The organism is Streptomyces sp. NPDC038280, assembly GCF_055600045.1.
Genome location: NZ_JBVJYZ010000001.1, coordinates 988,078 through 1,006,813, shown reverse-complemented (window position 1 = coordinate 1,006,813; position 18,736 = coordinate 988,078). Strand labels below are relative to the sequence as shown.

The window sequence follows — 18,736 nt, the reverse complement described above, 5'->3', positions numbered from 1 at the left end:
GGCCACCTGGGTGGACCGCCGCGCCGCCGAACTTCTCCCCGGGTACGGGAGTTGGATGCCGGGCGTCACCGAAGTGCGTGTCGTCCTTCACAGAATCACCGGAATCGGAACCATTCCCTTCGCTCAAAAGTCCCTTCTGTGTGCACAGCGGGACAGATGGGCAAGTAGGGGTAGGAGATGCGTCGGAAGCCGGACAGCGGGGCAGAACAGCCAGAACCGGCAGGGGAGTCGGGGGCGAGGAAGCGGCTCGAGCTGAGCGTCGCCCAGGTCTCGGGCAGCGCGGTCGCCGCCGTCGTGGCGGCCAAACTCGCTTCCCATCTGGGGGTGTACGGCACCATCCTCGGCGCGGGAGTGATCAGCGTCGTGGCGACCTGCGGCGGCACGGTCTTCCAGCACTTGTTCAAACGGACCGGTGAGCAGCTCCGTGGAGTCTCTGTCCAGGTGAGGCCGAAGGGGCGCCGGGAGCCGGGCCGTTCGCCGTGTGCCGAGGCCCGCGCGCCCGGAGAGGAAACCCGCCCGAGTGCGGGCTACGGCGAGGACTTCGGCGCGGCCACCACGCACGGCACCCGGGTGCGGGGCCGGAAGCGCTCGGCCGTCGCCGCCGCGCTCGTCTTCCTCGTCGCCATGGTCGGCATCACCGGCTATGAACTGATCTCCGGTCAGGACTTCAGCGGGGGCAAGGGGAGAACCACCTTCTCCTCGGTCGTTCAGGGCGACCGCGGCGCGAACGCGCCATCGAGCGACGCCCCGTCGAAGACGCAGGGCGGCGGCTCGCGGCGGGAGAACGGCACGACGCCGAGGACGGACGACGACGGGTCGCGGGGCGGGAGTTCGGCCGGGAGCGCGGGTGACGCCGACCGGAACGCCAGCTCCACGCCGGACGATCCGACACCCTCGCCGTCGGTGAGCGACGACCCCACGACGGGCCCGCCGGCTCCCTCCTCGACCGCCACACCCACGCCGTCTTCGGACGGTGACACGGGTGCCGCGGGTGCCGGTGGGGGAGCCGGTTCGCCGAGTCCCCCTCCGGCCACGCGGTGAGCGTCAGTCGCCCAGGACCCGCCTCAGATAGTCGTTCCCGAAGCGGCGGTCCGGGTCCAGCCGGTCGCGCAGCGCCGTGAACTCGCCGAAGCGCGGGTAGACATCGGCGAGGTACGCGGCGTCCCGCGTGTGCACCTTGCCCCAGTGCGGACGGCCGCCGTGTGCGGTCATGACGCGCTCCACCGCGGTGAAGTAGGCGCGATGGGGCGTGCCCTTGTAGAGGTGCACGGCGATGTAGGCGGTCTCCCGGCCCGACGCGGTGGAGAGCGTGATGTCGTCGGCGGGGGCGGTACGGACCTCGACCGGGAAGCTGATCTTCAACGGTGAGCGCTCGACCATCGCCTTCACCTCGCGCAGAGCGGAGACGGCCGCCTCGCGCGGCAGCGCGTACTCCATCTCCACGAAGCGCACCCGGCGCGGTGAGGTGTAGACCTTGTAGGGAATGTCCGTGTACGTCCGGGCGGACAGTGCGCGGCTGGAGAGCTTGGCGATCGCCGGGATCGTCGAGGGGACCGCGCGGCCGAGCGAACAGACCACCTGGAAGAGCCCGTTGGACAGCAGCTCGTCGTCGATCCAGGCGCCGACCCGGCCGGGCGGGGCTGCGGGGCCTGCGCTGCGGTTGTTGCGCTTGGTGTTGCAGTTGCCCGTGTGGGGGAACCAGTAGAACTCGAAGTGCTCGTTCTCCGCGTGCAGCGCGTCGAACTCGGAGGTGACCTTGTCGAAGGTCATCGGCTCCTCGCGCGCGGTGAGCAGGAAGACCGGCTCCACGGCGAAGGTGATCGCGGTGACGACGCCGAGGGCGCCGAGGCCGATCCGGGCGGCCGCGAACACCTCGGGATTCTCCTTCTCGGAGCAGGTCAGCAGCGAGCCGTCCGCCGTCACCAGCTCAAGTCCCCGGATCTGCGCGGCGATCGAGGCGGACTCCCGGCCGGTGCCATGGGTCCCGGTCGAGATCGCGCCGGCGACCGTCTGTTCCATGATGTCGCCCATGTTCGTGAGCGACAGACCCTCGCGGGCCAGGGCGACGTTCAGCCGCTTGAGCGGAGTGCCCGCCTCCACGGTCACGGTCATCTCGTCGCGGTCGATCCGCCGGATGCCGGTGAGCAGGTCGGGGCGGATCAGTACCCCATCGGTGGCGGCTATCGCGGTGAAGGAGTGCCCCGTACCCACCGTCTTGACCCGCAGACCGTCCTCGGCGGCCCGCCGCACGGTCGCGGCCAGTTCCTCGACCGAGGCGGGGCTCGCTTCCCGTACCGGCCGCGCGGTCACCGTCCCCGCCCAGTTACGCCACGTGCTGCTCGCCGTCTTCGTGCTCCCGCTCACGCTGCCCCTCCCGAGTCGGCACCGGCCTGCGCAGCCGGCGGTACCCCAGGACGCCCACCGCGACCGCGAGCGCTCCCGAGACCACGGGCACCACGTACCCCGCCTTCGCCCCGTACGCGTCGACCACCCAGCCGGCGGCCGAGGAGCCGAGCGCCACGCCGATCGAGAGCCCGGTACCGGTCCAGGTCATGCCCTCGGTCAGCTTGGTGCGCGGTACGTGCGCTTCGACGAGGGCCATGGAGGTCACCATCGTCGGTGCGATGGACAGGCCCGCGACAAAGAGCGCCACGGCCAGCAACGGCAGGTTCCCGGCCAGTAGGAGGGGGATCATACTCACGGCCATCGCACAGACGCCCAGGAGCCACCGGCGGGACGGCTCGCTCTTGAGGTGCAGCAGCCCGAAGACCGCTCCGGCCAGACAGGACCCGAGGGCGTAGACCGCGAGGACCAGGCTCGCCGCCGGCTTGTCGCCCTGCTCCTCGGCGAAGGCGACCGTCACGAGATCGATCGAGCCGAAGATCGCGCCGGTGGCGACGAAGGCCAGCGCGAGCACCTGCAGGCCCGGGGAGCGCAGCGCCGAGCCGCCGCTGCCGTGCTCGTGCGGATGCGGTACGGGTTCGGTGGCGCGCTGGGCCGTCAGCCAGAAGACGCCGACCACGAGGAACGCGGCGGCGAGCAGCGGGCCCGCCTCGGGGAACCAGGTGGTGGAGAGCCCGATGGAGATGATCGGGCCGAGGATGAAGCACACCTCGTCGGCGATCGACTCCCAGGAGTACGCCGTGTGCAGCTCGCGCGGCGAGCCCCGGTAGATCTCCGCCCAGCGGGCCCGGGTCATGGCGCCGATGCTCGGCACGCAGCCGACGCCGGCGGAGAAGACGAACAGGGTCCAGTCCGGGGCGCCCTGCTGGGCGCAGAGCAGCAGGCCGGCGACGGCGGCGACGGAGACCAGTGCCGCCGGGCGCAGCACCCGCCGCTGGCCGTAGCGGTCGACGAGCCGGGATATCTGCGGGCCGACCGCCGCGGCGGACATCGCCAGGACGAAGGTGAGGCCGCCGGCGAGCGCGTAACGACCGGTGAGCTGCGAAATCATCGTGACGATGCCGATGCCCATCATGGACAGGGGCATCCGGCCGAAGAAGCCGGCCAGGGAGAACGCCTTCGTGCCGGGGGCGGCGAAGATCGCGCGGTAGGGACTGGGCAAGGAGCTCTCCGGGCTTCTGTTCAACACGTGTCAATTAATTGCTAAAGCCTACGGTGTTGAAGTCAATGCGGCCACGGCCTTTTCCGGCCCCCGTCCTCCCCCGCCATTCCACCCTCCGGGGGGCTGCCGGTTGTCCGCCTGTCAGTGGCTGGTGGGAGGATCGGTCCATGTCCGATCAGCTCGATCCAGCCCCGTACGACGCCCTTCTGCTGCTCTCCTTCGGCGGTCCGGAGGGACCGGACGACGTGGTGCCGTTCCTGGAGAACGTGACCCGTGGCCGAGGCATCCCCAAGGAGCGGCTCAAGGAAGTCGGCCGGCACTACTTCCTCTTCGGCGGCGTCAGCCCGATCAACGACCAGAACCGCGCGCTGCTCGACGCGCTGCGCAAGGACTTCGCGCAGGCCGGGCTCGACCTGCCGGTCTACTGGGGAAACCGGAACTGGGCGCCGTACCTCACCGACACGCTGCGCGAGATGGTCACCGACGGCCGCCGCCACATCGCCGTGCTCGCCACCAGCGCCTACGCCTCCTACTCCGGCTGCCGCCAGTACCGGGAGAACCTCGCCGACTCCCTCTCCGAGCTGGAGGCCGAGGGGCTGCCGCTGCCCCGGGTCGACAAGCTCCGGCACTACTTCAACCACCCCGGCTTCGTCGGCCCCATGGTCGAAGGCGTCCTGAAGTCGCTCGGCGAGCTCGACGAATCCGTGCGCGCGGGGGCCCACCTCGCCTTCACCACGCATTCCATCCCCGACTCCGCGGCCGACTCGTCGGGCCCCGTGGAGGAGCACGGCGACGGGGGTGCTTACGTCCGGCAGCACCTGGAGGTCGCGCGTCTGGTCGCGGAGGCCGTGCGGGAGGAGACCGGGATCGACCACCCCTGGCGGCTCGTCTACCAGTCGCGCAGCGGCGCCCCGCACATCCCGTGGCTGGAGCCGGACATCTGCGACCACTTGGAGGAGCTGCACGGCGCCGGCGCTCCCGCGGCCGTGATGGTGCCCATCGGCTTCGTCTCGGACCACATGGAGGTCCTGTACGACCTGGACACCGAGGCGACCGCGAAGGCCGCGGAGCTCGGGCTGCCGGTGCGGCGCTCGGCGACGGTCGGCGCGGACCCCCGGTTCGCCGCGGCCGTCCGCGAGCTGGTCCTGGAACGCGCGGCGAGCGAGCGCGGAACCCGCGTGGAGCGCTGCGCGCTCGGCTCGCTGGGCGCCTCGCACGACCTGTGCCCCATCGACTGCTGTCCGGCCCGCGTGGAGCGGCCCGCGGCGGCCGGCGCAGACAGTCCGTACGCATGAGCCGCGCCGGCCGCGTGAGCGGCGCACACCACCCGTACCTGCCGGCGGACGCCGCGACCGACCCGCTGCGGGCCGAACTGCTCGGCCTCGCCCTGGAGGCCGCACGGCGGGCCGGCGCCCTGCTGCGCGACGGCCGCCCCGACGACCTCGCCGTCGCCGCGACCAAGTCGAGTCCCATCGACGTCGTCACCGAGATGGACATCGCCGCCGAGAAGCTGATCACCGGCTTCCTCACCGAGCACCGTCCGGAGGACGGGTTCCTCGGCGAGGAGGGCGCCGCGAGCCCGGGTACCAGTGGCGTCCGCTGGGTCATCGACCCGCTCGACGGCACAGTGAACTACCTCTACGGGCTGCCGACCTGGGCGGTCTCCATCGCCGCCGAGTGGCAGGGCGAGACCGTCGTCGGAGTCGTCGAGGCGCCCATGCGCGGCGAGACGTACCACGCCGTCCTCGGCGCGGGCGCCTTCCTCGGCGACCGGGCGTTGCGCTGCCGCCGCCCGGCGCCGCCCCTGGACCAGGCGCTGGTGTCCACCGGCTTCAACTACGTGACCGCGGTCCGCACCCACCAGGCCGACGTCGCCCAGCGCCTCGTCCCACGGCTGCGCGACATCCGCCGCAGCGGCTCGGCGGCCGTCGACCTGTGCGATGTCGCGGCGGGACGGCTGGACGGGTACTACGAGCGGGGCCTGCACCCCTGGGACCTGGCGGCGGGCGACCTCATCGCCCGCGAGGCCGGAGCCCTCACCGGCGGCCGGCCAGGTGAGCGGCCGGCGTGGGACCTGACGGTCGCCGCGAGCCCGGGTGTCTTCGAACCGCTCCAGCAGCTCCTGGACGAGCTCGGCGCCTGGCACGACTAGCGCGGCGGCCGCCGAAGGGCCTCCACAGGGCCCCGCGAGAGTCGCGTCCTGGACGAGCTCGGCGCCTGCACGACTAGCGCGGCGACCGCCGAAGGGCCTCCACAGGGCCGTGAAGGGCCCTTCCGCGGCCCCTGAGCGGCCTGCACGACTAGCGCGGCGACCGCCGAAGGGCCTCCACAGGGCCGTGAAGGGCCCTTCCGCGGCCCCTGAGCACGCGAAAGGGCCCCGCTGTCATCCCATGGCAGCGGGGCCCCACGCGTCCCGTCAGGCGCTTGCGGCGCCGACCTCCACACCGTGTTCGGCGGCGAGACGGCGCAGGTCCTCCAGCTCCGCCTGCTCCACCTCCGCCAGGAAGTCGTCGCCCGCGTCGCGAGCCCGCGTCAGGTCGGTTTCCGTGGTCCTTATGCGCTGCAGCAGTCCTGCCGTGAAAGCGTCCATCGTGCGCCCCCTCGTCATGGGTCGGTGGCACGGGGGTGTGCCGAGGGTGATGGATCACGCCCGCACCTCTGGGGGACAGAGCGGTTAGTGGTGTGCCACATACAGGGCGTGATCGCGGGTGTGCAGTCGTCCTCCCCAAGCCGTTCCTCAGAGAAACCTCAACTGTGCGGGGAATCCGATGAATTCCCCGAGCCGGGCGTGCGCGGGGCGGCCGAGCCCCTGGCCCCGCGCCCCCTCCGCGGGTCCCCGGTCCCGCCGCCTTACAGCCGGTTTACGCGCGTTCGGGGCAGGATGGACACGCACAGTCAGTGCCCACGATCAGCCCGGAGCCGGGCTCGGAGGAAGGAACAACGACGTGCGCGTACTCGTCGTCGAGGACGAGCAGCTGCTCGCCGATGCGGTGGCCACCGGACTGCGCCGGGAGGCCATGGCCGTCGACGTCGTGTACGACGGCGCCGCGGCGCTGGAGCGGATCGGGGTCAACGACTACGACGTCGTCGTCCTCGACCGGGACCTCCCGCTGATCCACGGCGACGACGTCTGCCGCAAGATCGTGGAGCTCGGCATGGCGACCCGCGTCCTGATGCTCACCGCCTCGGGCGACGTCAGCGACCGCGTCGAGGGCCTCGAACTGGGCGCCGACGACTACCTCCCCAAGCCCTTCGCCTTCAGCGAGCTCACCGCCCGTGTGCGGGCCCTGGGCCGCCGTACGACCGTGCCGCTGCCGCCCGTCCTGGAGCGCGCCGGCATCAAGCTCGACCCCAACCGCCGCGAGGTCTTCCGCGAGGGCAGGGAGATCCAGCTCGCACCCAAGGAGTTCGCGGTGCTGGAGGTCCTGATGCGCAGCGAGGGGGCGGTCGTCTCGGCCGAGCAGCTCCTGGAGAAGGCCTGGGACGAGAACACCGACCCGTTCACCAACGTCGTACGCGTCACCGTCATGACCCTTCGCCGCAAGCTCGGTGAGCCCCCGGTGATCGTGACCGTCCCCGGCTCCGGTTACCGGATCTGATCCGTGGCCACGACTCCGGCGCCTCCGCAGGCGCCCCCGAAACCGACCTGGGACCCCCGGGACCCGGTCCGCCCGCTGCTGCGGCCGACGATCCGGATACGGCTCACGCTGCTGTACGGCGGGATGTTCCTGATCGCGGGCATCCTGCTGCTGTCGATCATCTATCTGCTCACCGCGCAGGCGCTCAACATCAGTGCCGGCGATCTGCCGTTCAAGATCGTCAAGGGTGAGGTCACGGCCACGACGTCCTGGTGCGTGCTGCCCGACGCCGGCACGGGCGAGCAGTTCAGCCAGGCGGTGTCGGCCTGTCTCCAGCACCAGCGCGAGCTGGCCCTCGACGACCTGCTGCGCCGCTCCCTCTTCGCCCTGCTCGGCCTCAGCATCATCGCCTTCGCCTTCGGCTACGCCATGGCCGGCCGCGTCCTGTCCCCGCTCGGGCGGATCACCCGTACCGCTCGCCAGGTGGCCGGATCCGACCTCAGCCGCAGGATCGAGCTGGACGGCCCGGACGACGAGCTCAAGGAGCTCGCGGACACCTTCGACGAGATGCTGGACCGGCTGGAGCGCGCCTTCACCGCGCAGCAACGATTCGTCGCCAACGCCTCCCACGAGCTGCGCACCCCGCTGGCGATCAACCGCACGCTCCTGGAGGTCCACCTCTCCGACCCCGGCGCCCCCATGGAGCTCCAGCAGCTCGGCAAGACCCTGCTGGCCACCAACGAGCGCAGCGAGCAGCTGGTGGAGGGTCTGCTGCTGCTGGCCCGCAGCGACAACCAGACCGTCGAGCGCAAGCCGGTCGACCTCGCCGAGGTCGCCTCGCGCGCCCTCGACCAGGTCCGGGGCGAGGCCGACGACAAGGGCGTCGAGATCCGCGGGGAGCGGGCGCCCGCCGTGGTCCAGGGCAACGGGGTGCTCCTGGAGAGGATCGCCCTGAACCTGATCCAGAACGCGGTGCGGTACAACATCCCCGAAGGCGGCTGGGCGGAGGTCACCACCGAGGTCCAGCACGGCCAGGCGGTCCTGGTGGTCTCGAACACGGGACCAGTGGTTCCCGCGTACGAGATCGACAACCTCTTCGAGCCGTTCACCCGGCTGAGGCAGGAGCGAACCGGCAGCGACAAGGGCGTCGGGCTCGGCCTGTCGATCGCCCGATCCGTCGCGCGGGCCCACGGTGGCCGTATCATCGCGGAGCCCCGAGAGGGCGGAGGTCTCGTGATGCGTGTCACCGTGCCCATCTGACACCCGGCGCGAGCCGTCCAAGCTGTTCGCTTTGCGCGGAATTTTCAGGACCCGTTCCCGGAACGTCCGTGTGTGATCGATCACAAGAGCGGATTTATGTCTCTCTACTCTCCGTGATCAAGAACCTCGTCGGAAAACCAGGAAAAGTCCGGGTTTCCGGGGGTCCAGATCACGGGAAGTACACGGGGTGACGCCTGTGAAGTGCGGCAACGGACCGTGTACGGTCCGGTTCGCCACCCAAACCTGATCACTCTTGAGGGGTCCGGTTGGGTGTCGATTGAGTAACAGACCTTGATGTGAGGCAAAATCTCCGCCTCGGGTCGGGCACAAGTCCGGCCTCTCACGCGTTACGTGCGCTGGAGACACCGCAACCACCCAGAGGGGGAGAGCGACATGGCAACGGATTACGACACCCCACGCAAGACCGATGACGACGTCGATTCGGACAGCCTTGAAGAGCTGAAGGCCCGCCGGAACGACAAGTCCACCTCGACGGTCGACGTCGACGAGTTCGAGGCCGCTGAGGGCCTGGAGCTGCCCGGAGCAGACCTCTCCAACGAGGAGCTGGCCGTCCGGGTCCTGCCCAAGCAGGCGGACGAGTTCACCTGCATGAGCTGCTTCCTCGTGCACCACCGCAGCCAGCTGGCACGGGAGAAGAACGGCCAGCCGATCTGCCGCGACTGCGACTAGGTCAGGTCGGCCGTGGCAGGCGACTCACCGTTCAGGAAACGGCGGTTCCGGCTCCCTGGGGCGCCGGAGACGCACCAGGGCGGCACGGGTCCGGCCGAGGGCGCACACGCGCCCGAGGAGGCCGGGGACTCCGCCCTCCTGCCCTCCCATGGCGCACCCGACGACGAGCGGGGCCTGACGGCCTCGCTCGAAGCAGCCCAAGCAGCCGAAGCGGCTGAACCAGCAGACGCGGCCGAAGCAGCCGACGCGACCGGGAAGGATCGGGCCGTCACCACGAGGTCCGGTGTTCTGGCCCGGCGCCTCGGGGCCGGCCGGCGCGGCACCAAGCCCGTCTCCGCCTCCGGCGGGGCGCGGCTCGACGCCGTCCGGCGCGGCGTGAAGAAGGGCGGAGAGAGGGCAAAGGCCGGTATCGGCCATCTCGCCGACCGGATCATCGAGAACGCACCACGCGTACCCGTGCGGGACCTGACCACCCTGCGCAAGCAGTTCCCCGGCCTGGGGCCCGAGGAGATCGCCGACAAGCTGATCTCCGGCGCGGCCAACGCCACCTCCACCGTGGGCGCCGGCATCGGCGCGGCCGCCATGCTGCCCGTACCCCCCGCCATGCCCGCCGAGCTGGCGGCCGAGATCACCGGCGTCGCGGCGATCGAGCTCAAGCTCGTCGCCGAGCTCCACGAGGTCTACGGCATGCGGCCCCCCGGGAACCTCACTCAGCGCTCGGTCGCCTATCTGACCTCTTGGTCGGAGGAGCGCGGCATCGACATCACCAAGCCGACCACGCTCAACGCCGCCCTCGGGGGTCAGCTCAAGCGCGAGCTGCGCCAGCAGATCACCAAGCGCCTGGTCCGCAACCTGCCGAGCCTGGCGCCCTTCATGGTCGGCGCCGCCGTGGGCGCCGTGATGAACCGGCGCGACACCAAGAAGCTCGCCGAGCACGTCCGCAAGGATCTCCGCAAGCGCCAGATCCCCTGGGACGCGCTCCCGCAGCTGCCCCCGCTCGAACAGCCCGACGACCCCAAGCAGATCGAGTTCTAGCGGACCGAGCCCCGGGGCGGATCAGGCCGCGTTGCGCACGTTCTCCAGCGCCGCGGCCAGCGCACGCGGGTTGCGGCTGGAAACGTAGACGTACGGCGTCGGGTCGGCCGGGTCGACGATCTCGACCCGCAGCGCCGACGGGATGTAGCTCCGCAGCAGCATGTAGGCGCGCGGGTCCGCCTTGTGGGTGCGCCAGGCGCGCGCCTCCTCGGCGTCCAGTACCTCCGCCGCACCCAGCGCCGACACCGGGATCCTGGCATCGCCCGCGACCAGCGAGCCGGCCACCACCCGGACGCGCGCCGAGCCGTACGAGGACACCCCGACCGAGGCCACGGCCGCCGCGACGATCAGCCCGCCGAGCATCGGCACGGGCCCCAGCGGCATCAGGATCAGACCGCCGGAAACGCCGATGAGCGCGGCGATCAGCCACCAGGAGCGGGGCGCGGTCAGTCGTTCGTCGTACTGCGGGGCGGAAGGCTGCATGAAACCAAGCTTGGCACGGCGCGACCTGCGGCTACCCGCGCGGGTAAGGTCTGCGGCTGTGACAGGAACATCTGGTGCACTCAAGCCACCGGCCGACGCCATACCGCCGGTTCGCCACCCCGACGCTCCCGCTCCCGGTGAGCTCCTCGGCGCGCACTACGAGCACTGCTTCGGCTGCGGCGGAGGCCAGCCCCACGGGCTGCACCTGGAGGCCCGGGCCGGGGAGGGCGTGACCGTCACCGCCGAGTTCACCGTGACCGTCGACCACCAGGGAGCGCCGGGCCTGGCGCACGGCGGCATCCTGGCCACCGCACTGGACGAGACGCTCGGCTCGCTGAACTGGCTGCTGCGGGTCATCGCGGTGACGGGCCGGCTGGAGACCGACTTCGCCCGCCCGGTGCCCGTGGGCACGGTGCTGCACCTGCAGGCGGAGGTCACGGCGGTGGCCGGCCGCAAGATCTACTCCACGGCGACCGGACGGATCGGCGGGCCCGAGGGCCCGGTGGCGGTCCGCGCCGACGCCCTCTTCATCGAGGTCAAGGTCGACCACTTCATCGACAACGGCCGCCCGGAGGAGATCCAGGCGGCGATGGCCGATCCCGACCAGCTCCGGCGCGCCCGCGCCTTCGAGGTGAACCCCTGATGCGTACCCCTGTCGACGTACTGATCCGCCGCGTGGACCCGGAGGTGCCGCTCCCGGCGTACGGACACCCGGGCGACGCCGGACTCGATCTGGTGACCACCGAGGCCGCCGAGCTGGCCCCCGGTGAGCGGGCCGTGCTGCCCACCGGTGTCTCGATCGCACTGCCCGACGGGTACGCGGCGTTCGTGCACCCGCGTTCGGGGCTCGCAGCTCGTTGCGGAGTGGCCCTCGTGAATGCCCCGGGGACGGTGGATGCCGGGTACCGTGGAGAGATCAAGGTGATCGTGGTCAATCTGGACCCGCGCGAGAGCGTGCGGTTCGAGCGGTTCGACCGGATTGCTCAACTGGTCGTCCAGCAGGTCGAGAAGGTGCGCTTCCACGAGGTGGCGGAGCTTCCCGGCTCGGCGAGGGCCGAGGGGGGCTTCGGTTCCACCGGCGGTCATGCCGCCGTGGACGGCACTACGGGTGGGAATCGATACGCTTCGGTCGTATCCGACCGGGAAGGACAGTGACGTGTTCGGACGTCGCAAGAAGAGCGGTGCCGCTGAGGACGCAGCGGGCGAGGCCGAGCAGGTCGTCGACGCGGTTGAGCCCGATGAGGACAGCGCCGCAGACCGGCCGCGCCGGGTGAACCTTCCGCCGGCGCCCCGGCCAGACGGTCCGTGGGACGTCTCGGAGGTCTCCAAGCCCGACGAGGGCCGGGTGGACCTCGGTGGCATCTTCGTACCCGGAGTCGAAGGGATGGAGCTGCGGGTGGAGGTCGCGGGTGACGCGATCGTCGCCGCGACGGTCGTACTGCGCGACAGCGCCGTACAGCTCCAGGCCTTCGCCGCTCCGAAGAAGGAAGGTATCTGGGGCGAGGTCCGCGAGGAGATCGCCTCCGGCATCACCCAGCAGGGCGGCATCATCGACGAGGTCGAGGGTCCGCTGGGCTGGGAGCTGCGGGCCCAGGTACCCGTGCAGCTGCCGGACGGCACCGGCGGCGTGCAGCTCGTGCGTTTCGTCGGCGTGGACGGCCCCCGCTGGTTCCTGCGGGGCGTCATCTCCGGCCAGGGCGCGGTGCAGCCCGAGGCCGCCGGCCTGTTGGAGCAGATCTTCCGGGACACCGTGGTCGTCCGCGGCGAAGGGCCGATGGCCCCGCGCGACCCGATCGTCCTGAAGCTGCCCAACGACGCGCAGATGGTTCCCGAGGGCGTTCAGCAGGAGGACCAGGAAGGCTCCCGCTTCTCCGGCGGCATGGGCCAGCTCCAGCGCGGACCGGAGATCACCGAGGTGCGCTGACCTCGCGTGGGGCGGCGCTGTCGCTGCCCCTCTCATCCGTACGGTCCGATGGGCCGCACCCCTGCCCGGGGGTGCGGCCCATCGGCGTGTGCGGAGCTCCGCCCGGCGTGGACGGGGAGCGCCGGGCCATTGCCCGGGCAGGTGGCGGCTGCACATACTGACGCCGCACCGGATCGATCACGGGGGAGTCCAGGATGAGTGAGAGCAGCAGCGCGCGGCCGGGCACGGCGGTCGTCGAGCACCCGGACGCCGGCCCCATGGTCCGGGTCGAGAACGTCCACCGCTCGTACGGCAACGGCGCCGCGGCCGTCCACGCGCTGCGCGGTGTCTCCTTCGACATCCCCCGCGGCGAACTCGTGGCGCTCAAGGGCCGCTCCGGCTCGGGCAAGACCACGCTGCTCAATCTGGTCGGCGGCCTCGACTCACCGGACCGGGGCACCATCACCGTCGACGGCACCGACCTCGCAGGGCTCGGCGAGAACGGGCTGCTCGCCCTGCGCCGCGACCGGATCGGCTTCATCTTCCAGTCGTTCGGCCTGATCCCGATTCTCGACGCCGCCGAGAACGTCGGCGTACCGATGCGGCTGCGCAAGGCGGATCCGCGCGAGCGCGAGGAGCGCGTCGCGCTCCTGCTGGCACTCGTCGGCCTCGCCGACCACGCCGCCCAGCGGCCCGGGGAGCTCTCCGGCGGCCAGCAGCAGCGCGTGGCCATCGCCCGCGCCCTCGCCAACAAGCCGGCCCTGCTCATCGCCGACGAGCCGACCGGCCAGCTCGACGCCGAGACCGGGCTCGCTGTCATGGAGCTGCTGCGCGCGGTGGTCCGCGGTGAGGGGGTCACGGCCCTGGTCGCCACTCACGACACCCAGCTGCTGCGCCTCGCGGACCGGGTCCTCGAGCTGAGCGACGGCGAGATCATCGAGCACCGCCCCGGGGCATGAGGGCCCGGCGGCCGGGACGGCGGGTGCCCTGGCCTGGGCGACGGGGGTCCTAGGACAGCCGGGCCGCGCGCAGGAGCAGGTGGTGCCGCTCCGGGAGGCTGTTCGTACGGGCTGCCGCCGCCCTGTAGTGCTCCGCGGCGGCCGCACTGTCGCCGGTCATGGCGAGCAGATGAGCCCGCACCACGTCGAGCCGGTAGTGACCGGTGAGGGCGCCGCTCGACGCGAGTGCGTCGAGGAGGGTGAGACCGGCCTCCGGTCCCTCGACCATGGCGACGGCGACCGCCCGGTTGAGCGTGATGAACGGGTTGTCGGTCAGCCCCTCCAGCACGCCGTACAACGCGAGGATCTGCGGCCAGTCCGTCTCCCGCGCCGTCGGCGCCTCGTCGTGGACCGCCGCGATGGCCGCCTGCACCTGGTAAGGGCCGACCGGCCCCCGGGGCAGCGCCTCGGTGATCAGCGCGACGCCCTCCGCGATCGCGTCGGCGTCCCAGCGGCCGCGGTCCTGCTCGGCCAGGGGGATCAGCTCGCCGTCCGGGCCCGTACGGGCGGGTCCGCGCGCCTCGGTCAGCAGCATCAGCGCCAGCAGCCCGGCCACCTCGCTGTCGTCCGGGAGGAGCCGGTGGGCCGCCCCGGGCCAGCCGGATCGCCTCCTGGGACAGCTCGACCCTGCGCACCTCGGGTCCCGCGCTGCTCGCGTACCCCTCGTTGAAGATCAGATAGAGCACATGGAGCACCGACGCGAGCCGGCCCGCCCACTCGTCCGGCTCCGGCATGCGGAACGTCGCCCCGGACGCCTTGACGCGCTGTTTGGCCCGTGAGATCCGCTGCCCCATCGTCGCCTCGGGCACCATGAACGCCCGCGCGATCTCGCCCGTCGTCAGCCCGCCGACCGAGCGCAGCGTCAGCGCGATCGCCGACGCGGGCGACAGCGTCGGATGGCAGCACAGGAACAGCAGTATCAGCGTGTCGTCCCGCCCCGCCGGGTCCTCCTCGTCCGCCGCCGGAGCCGCCCGCCGGTCCGCCGGGAGCCGCCGCGCCACCAGATCCTCCCGCCGCCGCCGCGCCCGCTCGCCCCGGACCTGCTCGGCCATCCGGCGGGACGCCACCTGGATCAGCCAGCCGCGCGGATTGCCCGGCGCCCCCTCCACGGGCCACTGCGCCGACGCGGCCAGAAGAGCCTCCTGGACCGCGTCCTCGGCGGTGTCGAAGTCGCCGTACCGCCGGGTGAGCACGCCGACGACCTGCGGCGCGAGGGTGCGCAGCAGGTCGTCGAGGGAAGGCTCGCCGCTCAGCGCGGCCTCACAGCTCGGTCGGCGGCGCCGACATGACTTCGCGTACCTCGATCGGCATGTTCAGGGGCCGGCCACCGGGGCCGGGAGCCGTGGAGATCCGCGCGGCCAGCTCCACCGCCCGCTCGGGGGACTCGCAGTCGACGATCCACCACCCGGCCAGGAACTCCTTGGTCTCGGCGAACGGCCCCTCGGTGACCACGGGCGAGCCGTCGCCGCCGGCGCGGACGATCTTCGCGGTGTCGGGCATCGCCAGACCCTGCGCGTCCACCAGCTCGCCGTCCGCGGAGAGCTTCTCGTTCGTGTCCCGCATGAAGGCGATGTGCGCCTGGATCTCCTCCGGGGTCCAGGAGGTGATGGGCGCGAAGTCCGTCGTCGCCTCGCTGAACTGCATCAACAGCATGTACTTCATGGCGTGCTCCTCGAGTTCCGTGGTCCCGGTCGTGGCCCTGAGGCCTGGTTTCACGGACAGGTCGAAGCCCGCCCACCGTTTTCGACATCCCCGACGGGAATCCGCGAAAAAAGTTAGCGGGCTTTCCGGCCGCCCGCCCCGGGGACACATCAGAATCCCGTCAAGACGCCCCGGGGCCCTCCCGCAGGCGCGGATCGTCCGTTTCGCTGGACGTAAGGTCGTGTGCCATGGGACGCGGCAAGCTACGGATCTACCTCGGCGCGGCACCGGGCGTCGGGAAGACGTACGCGATGCTCTGCGAGGCCCACCGCCGTGTCGAGCGCGGCACGGACTGCGCCGTGGCCGTCGTCGAGCACCACGGCCGCCCGCGCACCGAGGCCCTGCTGTGCGGCCTGGAGGAGATCGGGCGCCGGGAGATCCCGTACCGCGGTGGCGTCCTCACCGAGATGGACGTGGACGCCGTACTGGAACGGCGTCCGGCCGTCGCCCTCGTCGACGAGCTCGCCCACACGAACGTCCCCGGCTCCCGCAACGCCAAGCGCTGGCAGGACGTCGAGGAACTGCTGGCCGCCGGGATCGACGTCATATCCACCGTCAACATCCAGCACCTGGAATCACTGGGTGACGTCGTCGAGACCATCACCGGCGTACGCCAGCGCGAGACGGTCCCCGACGAGGTGGTCCGCAGGGCCGACCAGGTCGAGCTCGTCGACATGTCGCCGCAGGCGCTGCGGCGCCGCATGGCCCACGGCAACATCTACCAACCGGACCGCATCGACGCGTCCCTCTCCAACTACTTCCGCCCCGGAAATCTCACCGCGCTGCGCGAACTGGCGCTGCTGTGGGTCGCCGACCGGGTCGACGAATACCTCCAGCAGTACCGGGGCGAGCACAACATCCGCGCCACCTGGCAGGCACGCGAACGCATCGTCGTCGGCCTCACCGGAGGCCCCGAGGGCCGCACCCTGATCCGCCGCGCCGCCCGGATGGCCGCCAAGGGCTCCGGCAGCGAGATCCTCGCCGTCTACATCGCCCGCAGCGACGGACTGACCTCCGCGTCCCCCAAGGAACTCGCCGTCCAGCGGACCCTCGTCGAGGACCTCGGCGGCTCCTTCCACCACGTCATAGGCGACGACATCCCCTCCGCGCTGCTGTCGTTCGCGCGCGGTGTCAACGCCACCCAGATCGTCCTCGGCTCCTCGCGCCGCAAGACCTGGCAGTACATCCTCGGGCCCGGCGTCGGACAGACCGTCGCCCGGGATTCCGGCCCCGACCTCGACGTGCACATCGTCACCCACGAGGAGGTCGCCAAGGGACGGGGGCTGCCCGTCGCCAGCGGCGCCCGCCTCGGCCGCTCCCGGATCATCTGGGGATGGCTGGTCGGAGTGGTCGGCCCGGCCCTGCTGGCCCTCCTGCTGACCCATATCGACGCCGACCCCGGCCTCGCCAACGACATGCTGCTGTTCCTGTCGCTGACCGTGGCCTCCGCGCTCCTCGGCGGACTGCTGCCGTCGCTGGCCTCCGCCGCCTTCGGCTCGCTCCTGCTGAACTACTACTGCGCGCCGCCCCTGCACCGCTTCACCATCTCCGACCCGCACAACATCGTCGCCATCGCCGTCTTCTTCGGTGTCGCGACGGCGGTCGCCTCGGTGGTCGACCTGGCCGCGCGCCGCACCCACCAGGCCGCCCGGCTGCGCGCCGAGTCGGAGATCCTCTCGTTCCTCGCCGGCAGTGTGCTGCGGGGGGAGACGACCCTGGACGCCCTCCTGGAACGGGTCCGCGAGACGTTCTCCATGGAGTCCGTCGCCCTGCTGGAGCGCGGCGGCGACGTCGAGCCGTGGACCTGCGCCGGCAGTGTAGGGCCCCGGCCCGTCGCCCGTCCCGAGGAGGCGGACGTCGACATGCCCGTCGGTGACCACATGGCCCTCGCGCTCTCCGGCCGCGTCCTGCCCGCCGAGGACCGCCGGGTCCTGGGCGCCTTCGCCGCGCAGGCCGCCGTCGTCCTGGACCGGCAGCGGCTCGTCGGCGCCGCCGAGGAGGCCCGCAAACTCGCCGAGGGCAACAAGATCCGCACCTCCCTGCTCGCGGCCGTCAGCCATGACCTCCGTACGCCCCTCGCGGGCATCAAGGCCGCCGTCTCGTCACTGCGGTCCGACGACGTCGACTGGTCCGAGGAGGACCGTGCCGAGCTCCTCGAGGGCATCGAGGACGGCGCGGACCGCCTCGACCACCTCGTCGGCAACCTCCTCGACATGTCACGGCTCCAGACCGGCACCGTCACCCCGCTCATCCGCGCCATCGACCTGGACGAGGTCGTGCCCATGGCGCTCGGCGGCGTTCCCGACGGAAGCGCCGAGCTGGACATCCCCGAGTCGCTGCCCATGGTCGAGGTCGACAAGGGCCTGCTGGAACGCGTGGTCGCCAACATCGTCGAGAACGCCGTCAAGTACAGCCCCGGCGACGTCCCCGTGGCCGTCGCCGGCAGCGCGCTGGGGGACCGGGTCGAGCTGCGGGTCGTGGACCGGGGGCCCGGCGTCCCCGACGACAGCAAGGAGGGCATCTTCGAGCCGTTCCAGCGGTTCGGCGACGCCCCGCGCGGCGCCGGGGTGGGTCTCGGTCTCGCCGTCGCCCGCGGCTTCGTCGAGGCCATGGGGGGCACCGTCACCGCGGAGGACACGCCCGGCGGCGGACTCACCATGGTCCTGACGCTCCGCGCCGCCGCCGGGCCCAGAGCCGCACCGGGCGAGCCCCCCGCCCTGGTCACCTCGTCAAGCTCATGAAGCCGCAGGCCGGCGCCCACCCCGCGCCGCAGCGAGAAAGCAGGTCCGCACCCATGACCCGGGTCCTCGTGGTCGACGACGAGCCGCAGATAGTCCGCGCTCTCGTGATCAATCTGAAGGCGCGCGCCTATGAGGTGGACGCGGCGCCCGACGGCGCGACCGCGCTCCGGCTCGCCGCCGAACGGCACCCCGACGTCGTCGTCCTCGACCTCGGGCTGCCCGACATGGACGGCGTCGAGGTGATCAAGGCCCTGCGGGGCTGGACCCGCGTCCCCATCCTGGTGCTCTCGGCCCGCCACACCTCCGACGAGAAGGTCGAGGCCCTCGACGCTGGCGCCGACGACTACGTCACCAAGCCGTTCGGCATGGACGAGCTGCTCGCCCGGCTGCGCGCCGCGGTGCGCAGGGCCGAGCCCGTCGGCGGCGAGGACGACACCGTCGTCGAGACGGCGGGCTTCACCGTCGATCTCGCCGCGAAGAAGGTCCACCGGGACGGCCGCGACGTGCGCCTCACCCCCACCGAGTGGCATCTGCTGGAGGTCCTCGTCCGCAACAGCGGCCGGCTCGTCAGCCAGAAGCAGCTGCTCCAGGAGGTCTGGGGTCCGTCCTACGGCACGGAGACCAACTATCTCCGTGTCTACATGGCACAGCTGCGCCGCAAGCTGGAGGCCGACCCCTCGCACCCCCGGCACTTCGTCACCGAGCCGGGCATGGGGTACCGCTTCGAGCGATCCTGAGGCCGTCGGCGGACGCCCCCGCATCCCCGTGCGCGCCGATGGTGA

Annotated in this window: 18 protein-coding genes and 1 pseudogene; 13 read left to right on the top strand and 6 right to left on the bottom strand. The window is 71.7% G+C overall.

Annotated features, from left to right (window positions below; all coding sequences use genetic code 11):
* Nucleotides 1–177 precede the first annotated feature (177 nt).
* On the top strand, nucleotides 178–1,041 hold the full coding sequence (locus ACZ7J0_RS04490; protein WP_470883864.1) for a hypothetical protein: 864 nt from the start codon (nucleotides 178–180) through the stop codon (nucleotides 1,039–1,041).
* A 3-nt stretch (nucleotides 1,042–1,044) separates the two neighbouring features.
* Here the strand turns inward: ACZ7J0_RS04490 and ACZ7J0_RS04485 are convergent, their stop codons facing one another.
* Both ACZ7J0_RS04485 and ACZ7J0_RS04480 read right to left on the bottom strand, forming a co-directional pair.
* On the bottom strand, nucleotides 1,045–2,364 hold the full coding sequence (locus ACZ7J0_RS04485; protein ID WP_470883862.1) for a D-arabinono-1,4-lactone oxidase: 1,320 nt from the start codon (nucleotides 2,362–2,364) through the stop codon (nucleotides 1,045–1,047).
* Entirely contained in the window at nucleotides 2,324–3,565 is a 1,242-nt protein-coding gene (locus ACZ7J0_RS04480) for an MFS transporter (protein ID WP_470883860.1), read from the bottom strand. The genes ACZ7J0_RS04485 and ACZ7J0_RS04480 overlap by 41 nt, the downstream gene beginning before the upstream one ends.
* A gap of 167 nt (nucleotides 3,566–3,732) precedes the next feature.
* Between ACZ7J0_RS04480 and ACZ7J0_RS04475 the strand changes: the two genes are divergently transcribed.
* Nucleotides 3,733–4,860, top strand: coding sequence for a ferrochelatase (locus ACZ7J0_RS04475; protein ID WP_470883858.1), 1,128 nt, complete (start codon nucleotides 3,733–3,735; stop codon nucleotides 4,858–4,860).
* Entirely contained in the window at nucleotides 4,857–5,717 is an 861-nt protein-coding gene (locus ACZ7J0_RS04470; RefSeq protein WP_470883856.1) for an inositol monophosphatase family protein, read from the top strand. Before ACZ7J0_RS04475 ends, ACZ7J0_RS04470 begins: the two co-directional genes overlap by 4 nt.
* A 264-nt stretch (nucleotides 5,718–5,981) precedes the next feature.
* Here ACZ7J0_RS04470 and ACZ7J0_RS04465 read toward each other — a convergent pair whose 3' ends face one another.
* On the bottom strand, nucleotides 5,982–6,155 hold the full coding sequence (locus ACZ7J0_RS04465; protein ID WP_468704522.1) for a hypothetical protein: 174 nt from the start codon (nucleotides 6,153–6,155) through the stop codon (nucleotides 5,982–5,984).
* Between the two features lie 355 nt (nucleotides 6,156–6,510).
* Here ACZ7J0_RS04465 and ACZ7J0_RS04460 point away from each other — a divergent pair, with 355 nt between their 5' ends.
* The 4 genes from ACZ7J0_RS04460 to ACZ7J0_RS04445 all read left to right on the top strand — a co-directional run bounded on the left by ACZ7J0_RS04460 (nucleotide 6,511) and on the right by ACZ7J0_RS04445 (nucleotide 10,128).
* Nucleotides 6,511–7,164, top strand: a complete 654-nt coding sequence (locus ACZ7J0_RS04460; protein ID WP_468704520.1) for a response regulator transcription factor — start codon at nucleotides 6,511–6,513, stop codon at nucleotides 7,162–7,164.
* Between the two features lie 3 nt (nucleotides 7,165–7,167).
* Nucleotides 7,168–8,403 (top strand): sensor histidine kinase, encoded by a 1,236-nt coding sequence (locus ACZ7J0_RS04455; protein WP_470883854.1) that lies wholly within the window; start codon nucleotides 7,168–7,170, stop codon nucleotides 8,401–8,403.
* A gap of 393 nt (nucleotides 8,404–8,796) precedes the next feature.
* Nucleotides 8,797–9,093: a DUF4193 domain-containing protein gene (locus ACZ7J0_RS04450; protein WP_003955561.1), complete on the top strand. Its 297-nt coding sequence runs from the start codon at nucleotides 8,797–8,799 to the stop codon at nucleotides 9,091–9,093.
* A gap of 12 nt (nucleotides 9,094–9,105) precedes the next feature.
* Nucleotides 9,106–10,128, top strand: coding sequence for a hypothetical protein (locus ACZ7J0_RS04445; RefSeq protein WP_470883852.1), 1,023 nt, complete (start codon nucleotides 9,106–9,108; stop codon nucleotides 10,126–10,128).
* A gap of 21 nt (nucleotides 10,129–10,149) precedes the next feature.
* On the opposite strand, the gene ACZ7J0_RS04440 is transcribed toward ACZ7J0_RS04445, so the two are convergent.
* Nucleotides 10,150–10,611, bottom strand: a complete 462-nt coding sequence (locus ACZ7J0_RS04440) for a DUF3093 domain-containing protein (RefSeq protein ID WP_470883851.1) — start codon at nucleotides 10,609–10,611, stop codon at nucleotides 10,150–10,152.
* A 58-nt stretch (nucleotides 10,612–10,669) separates the two neighbouring features.
* Between ACZ7J0_RS04440 and ACZ7J0_RS04435 the strand changes: the two genes are divergently transcribed.
* From ACZ7J0_RS04435 to ACZ7J0_RS04420, 4 genes are all read left to right on the top strand, one after another.
* Nucleotides 10,670–11,254 (top strand): PaaI family thioesterase, encoded by a 585-nt coding sequence (locus ACZ7J0_RS04435; protein ID WP_470883849.1) that lies wholly within the window; start codon nucleotides 10,670–10,672, stop codon nucleotides 11,252–11,254.
* Complete coding sequence (gene dut, locus ACZ7J0_RS04430) at nucleotides 11,254–11,766, top strand: dUTP diphosphatase (RefSeq protein ID WP_468704504.1); 513 nt, start codon at nucleotides 11,254–11,256, stop codon at nucleotides 11,764–11,766. Before ACZ7J0_RS04435 ends, dut begins: the two co-directional genes overlap by 1 nt.
* Before the next feature lies 1 nt (nucleotide 11,767).
* Complete coding sequence (locus tag ACZ7J0_RS04425) at nucleotides 11,768–12,535, top strand: DUF3710 domain-containing protein (protein WP_470883847.1); 768 nt, start codon at nucleotides 11,768–11,770, stop codon at nucleotides 12,533–12,535.
* 194 nt (nucleotides 12,536–12,729) lie between these two features.
* On the top strand, nucleotides 12,730–13,473 hold the full coding sequence (locus tag ACZ7J0_RS04420; protein ID WP_470883845.1) for an ABC transporter ATP-binding protein: 744 nt from the start codon (nucleotides 12,730–12,732) through the stop codon (nucleotides 13,471–13,473).
* A 49-nt stretch (nucleotides 13,474–13,522) separates the two neighbouring features.
* Here the strand turns inward: ACZ7J0_RS04420 and ACZ7J0_RS04415 are convergent.
* Nucleotides 13,523–14,765: pseudogene (locus ACZ7J0_RS04415) on the bottom strand (RNA polymerase sigma factor).
* A 7-nt stretch (nucleotides 14,766–14,772) separates the two neighbouring features.
* Nucleotides 14,773–15,174, bottom strand: coding sequence for a YciI family protein (locus ACZ7J0_RS04410; RefSeq protein ID WP_470883843.1), 402 nt, complete (start codon nucleotides 15,172–15,174; stop codon nucleotides 14,773–14,775).
* Nucleotides 15,175–15,401: 227 nt separating this feature from the next.
* Here ACZ7J0_RS04410 and ACZ7J0_RS04405 point away from each other — a divergent pair, with 227 nt between their 5' ends.
* Both ACZ7J0_RS04405 and ACZ7J0_RS04400 read left to right on the top strand, forming a co-directional pair.
* Nucleotides 15,402–17,954, top strand: a complete 2,553-nt coding sequence (locus tag ACZ7J0_RS04405) for a DUF4118 domain-containing protein (RefSeq protein WP_470883842.1) — start codon at nucleotides 15,402–15,404, stop codon at nucleotides 17,952–17,954.
* 53 nt (nucleotides 17,955–18,007) lie between these two features.
* A complete protein-coding gene (locus ACZ7J0_RS04400; protein ID WP_470883841.1) occupies nucleotides 18,008–18,691 on the top strand; it encodes a response regulator in 684 nt (227 codons plus the stop codon).
* Nucleotides 18,692–18,736 lie beyond the last annotated feature (45 nt).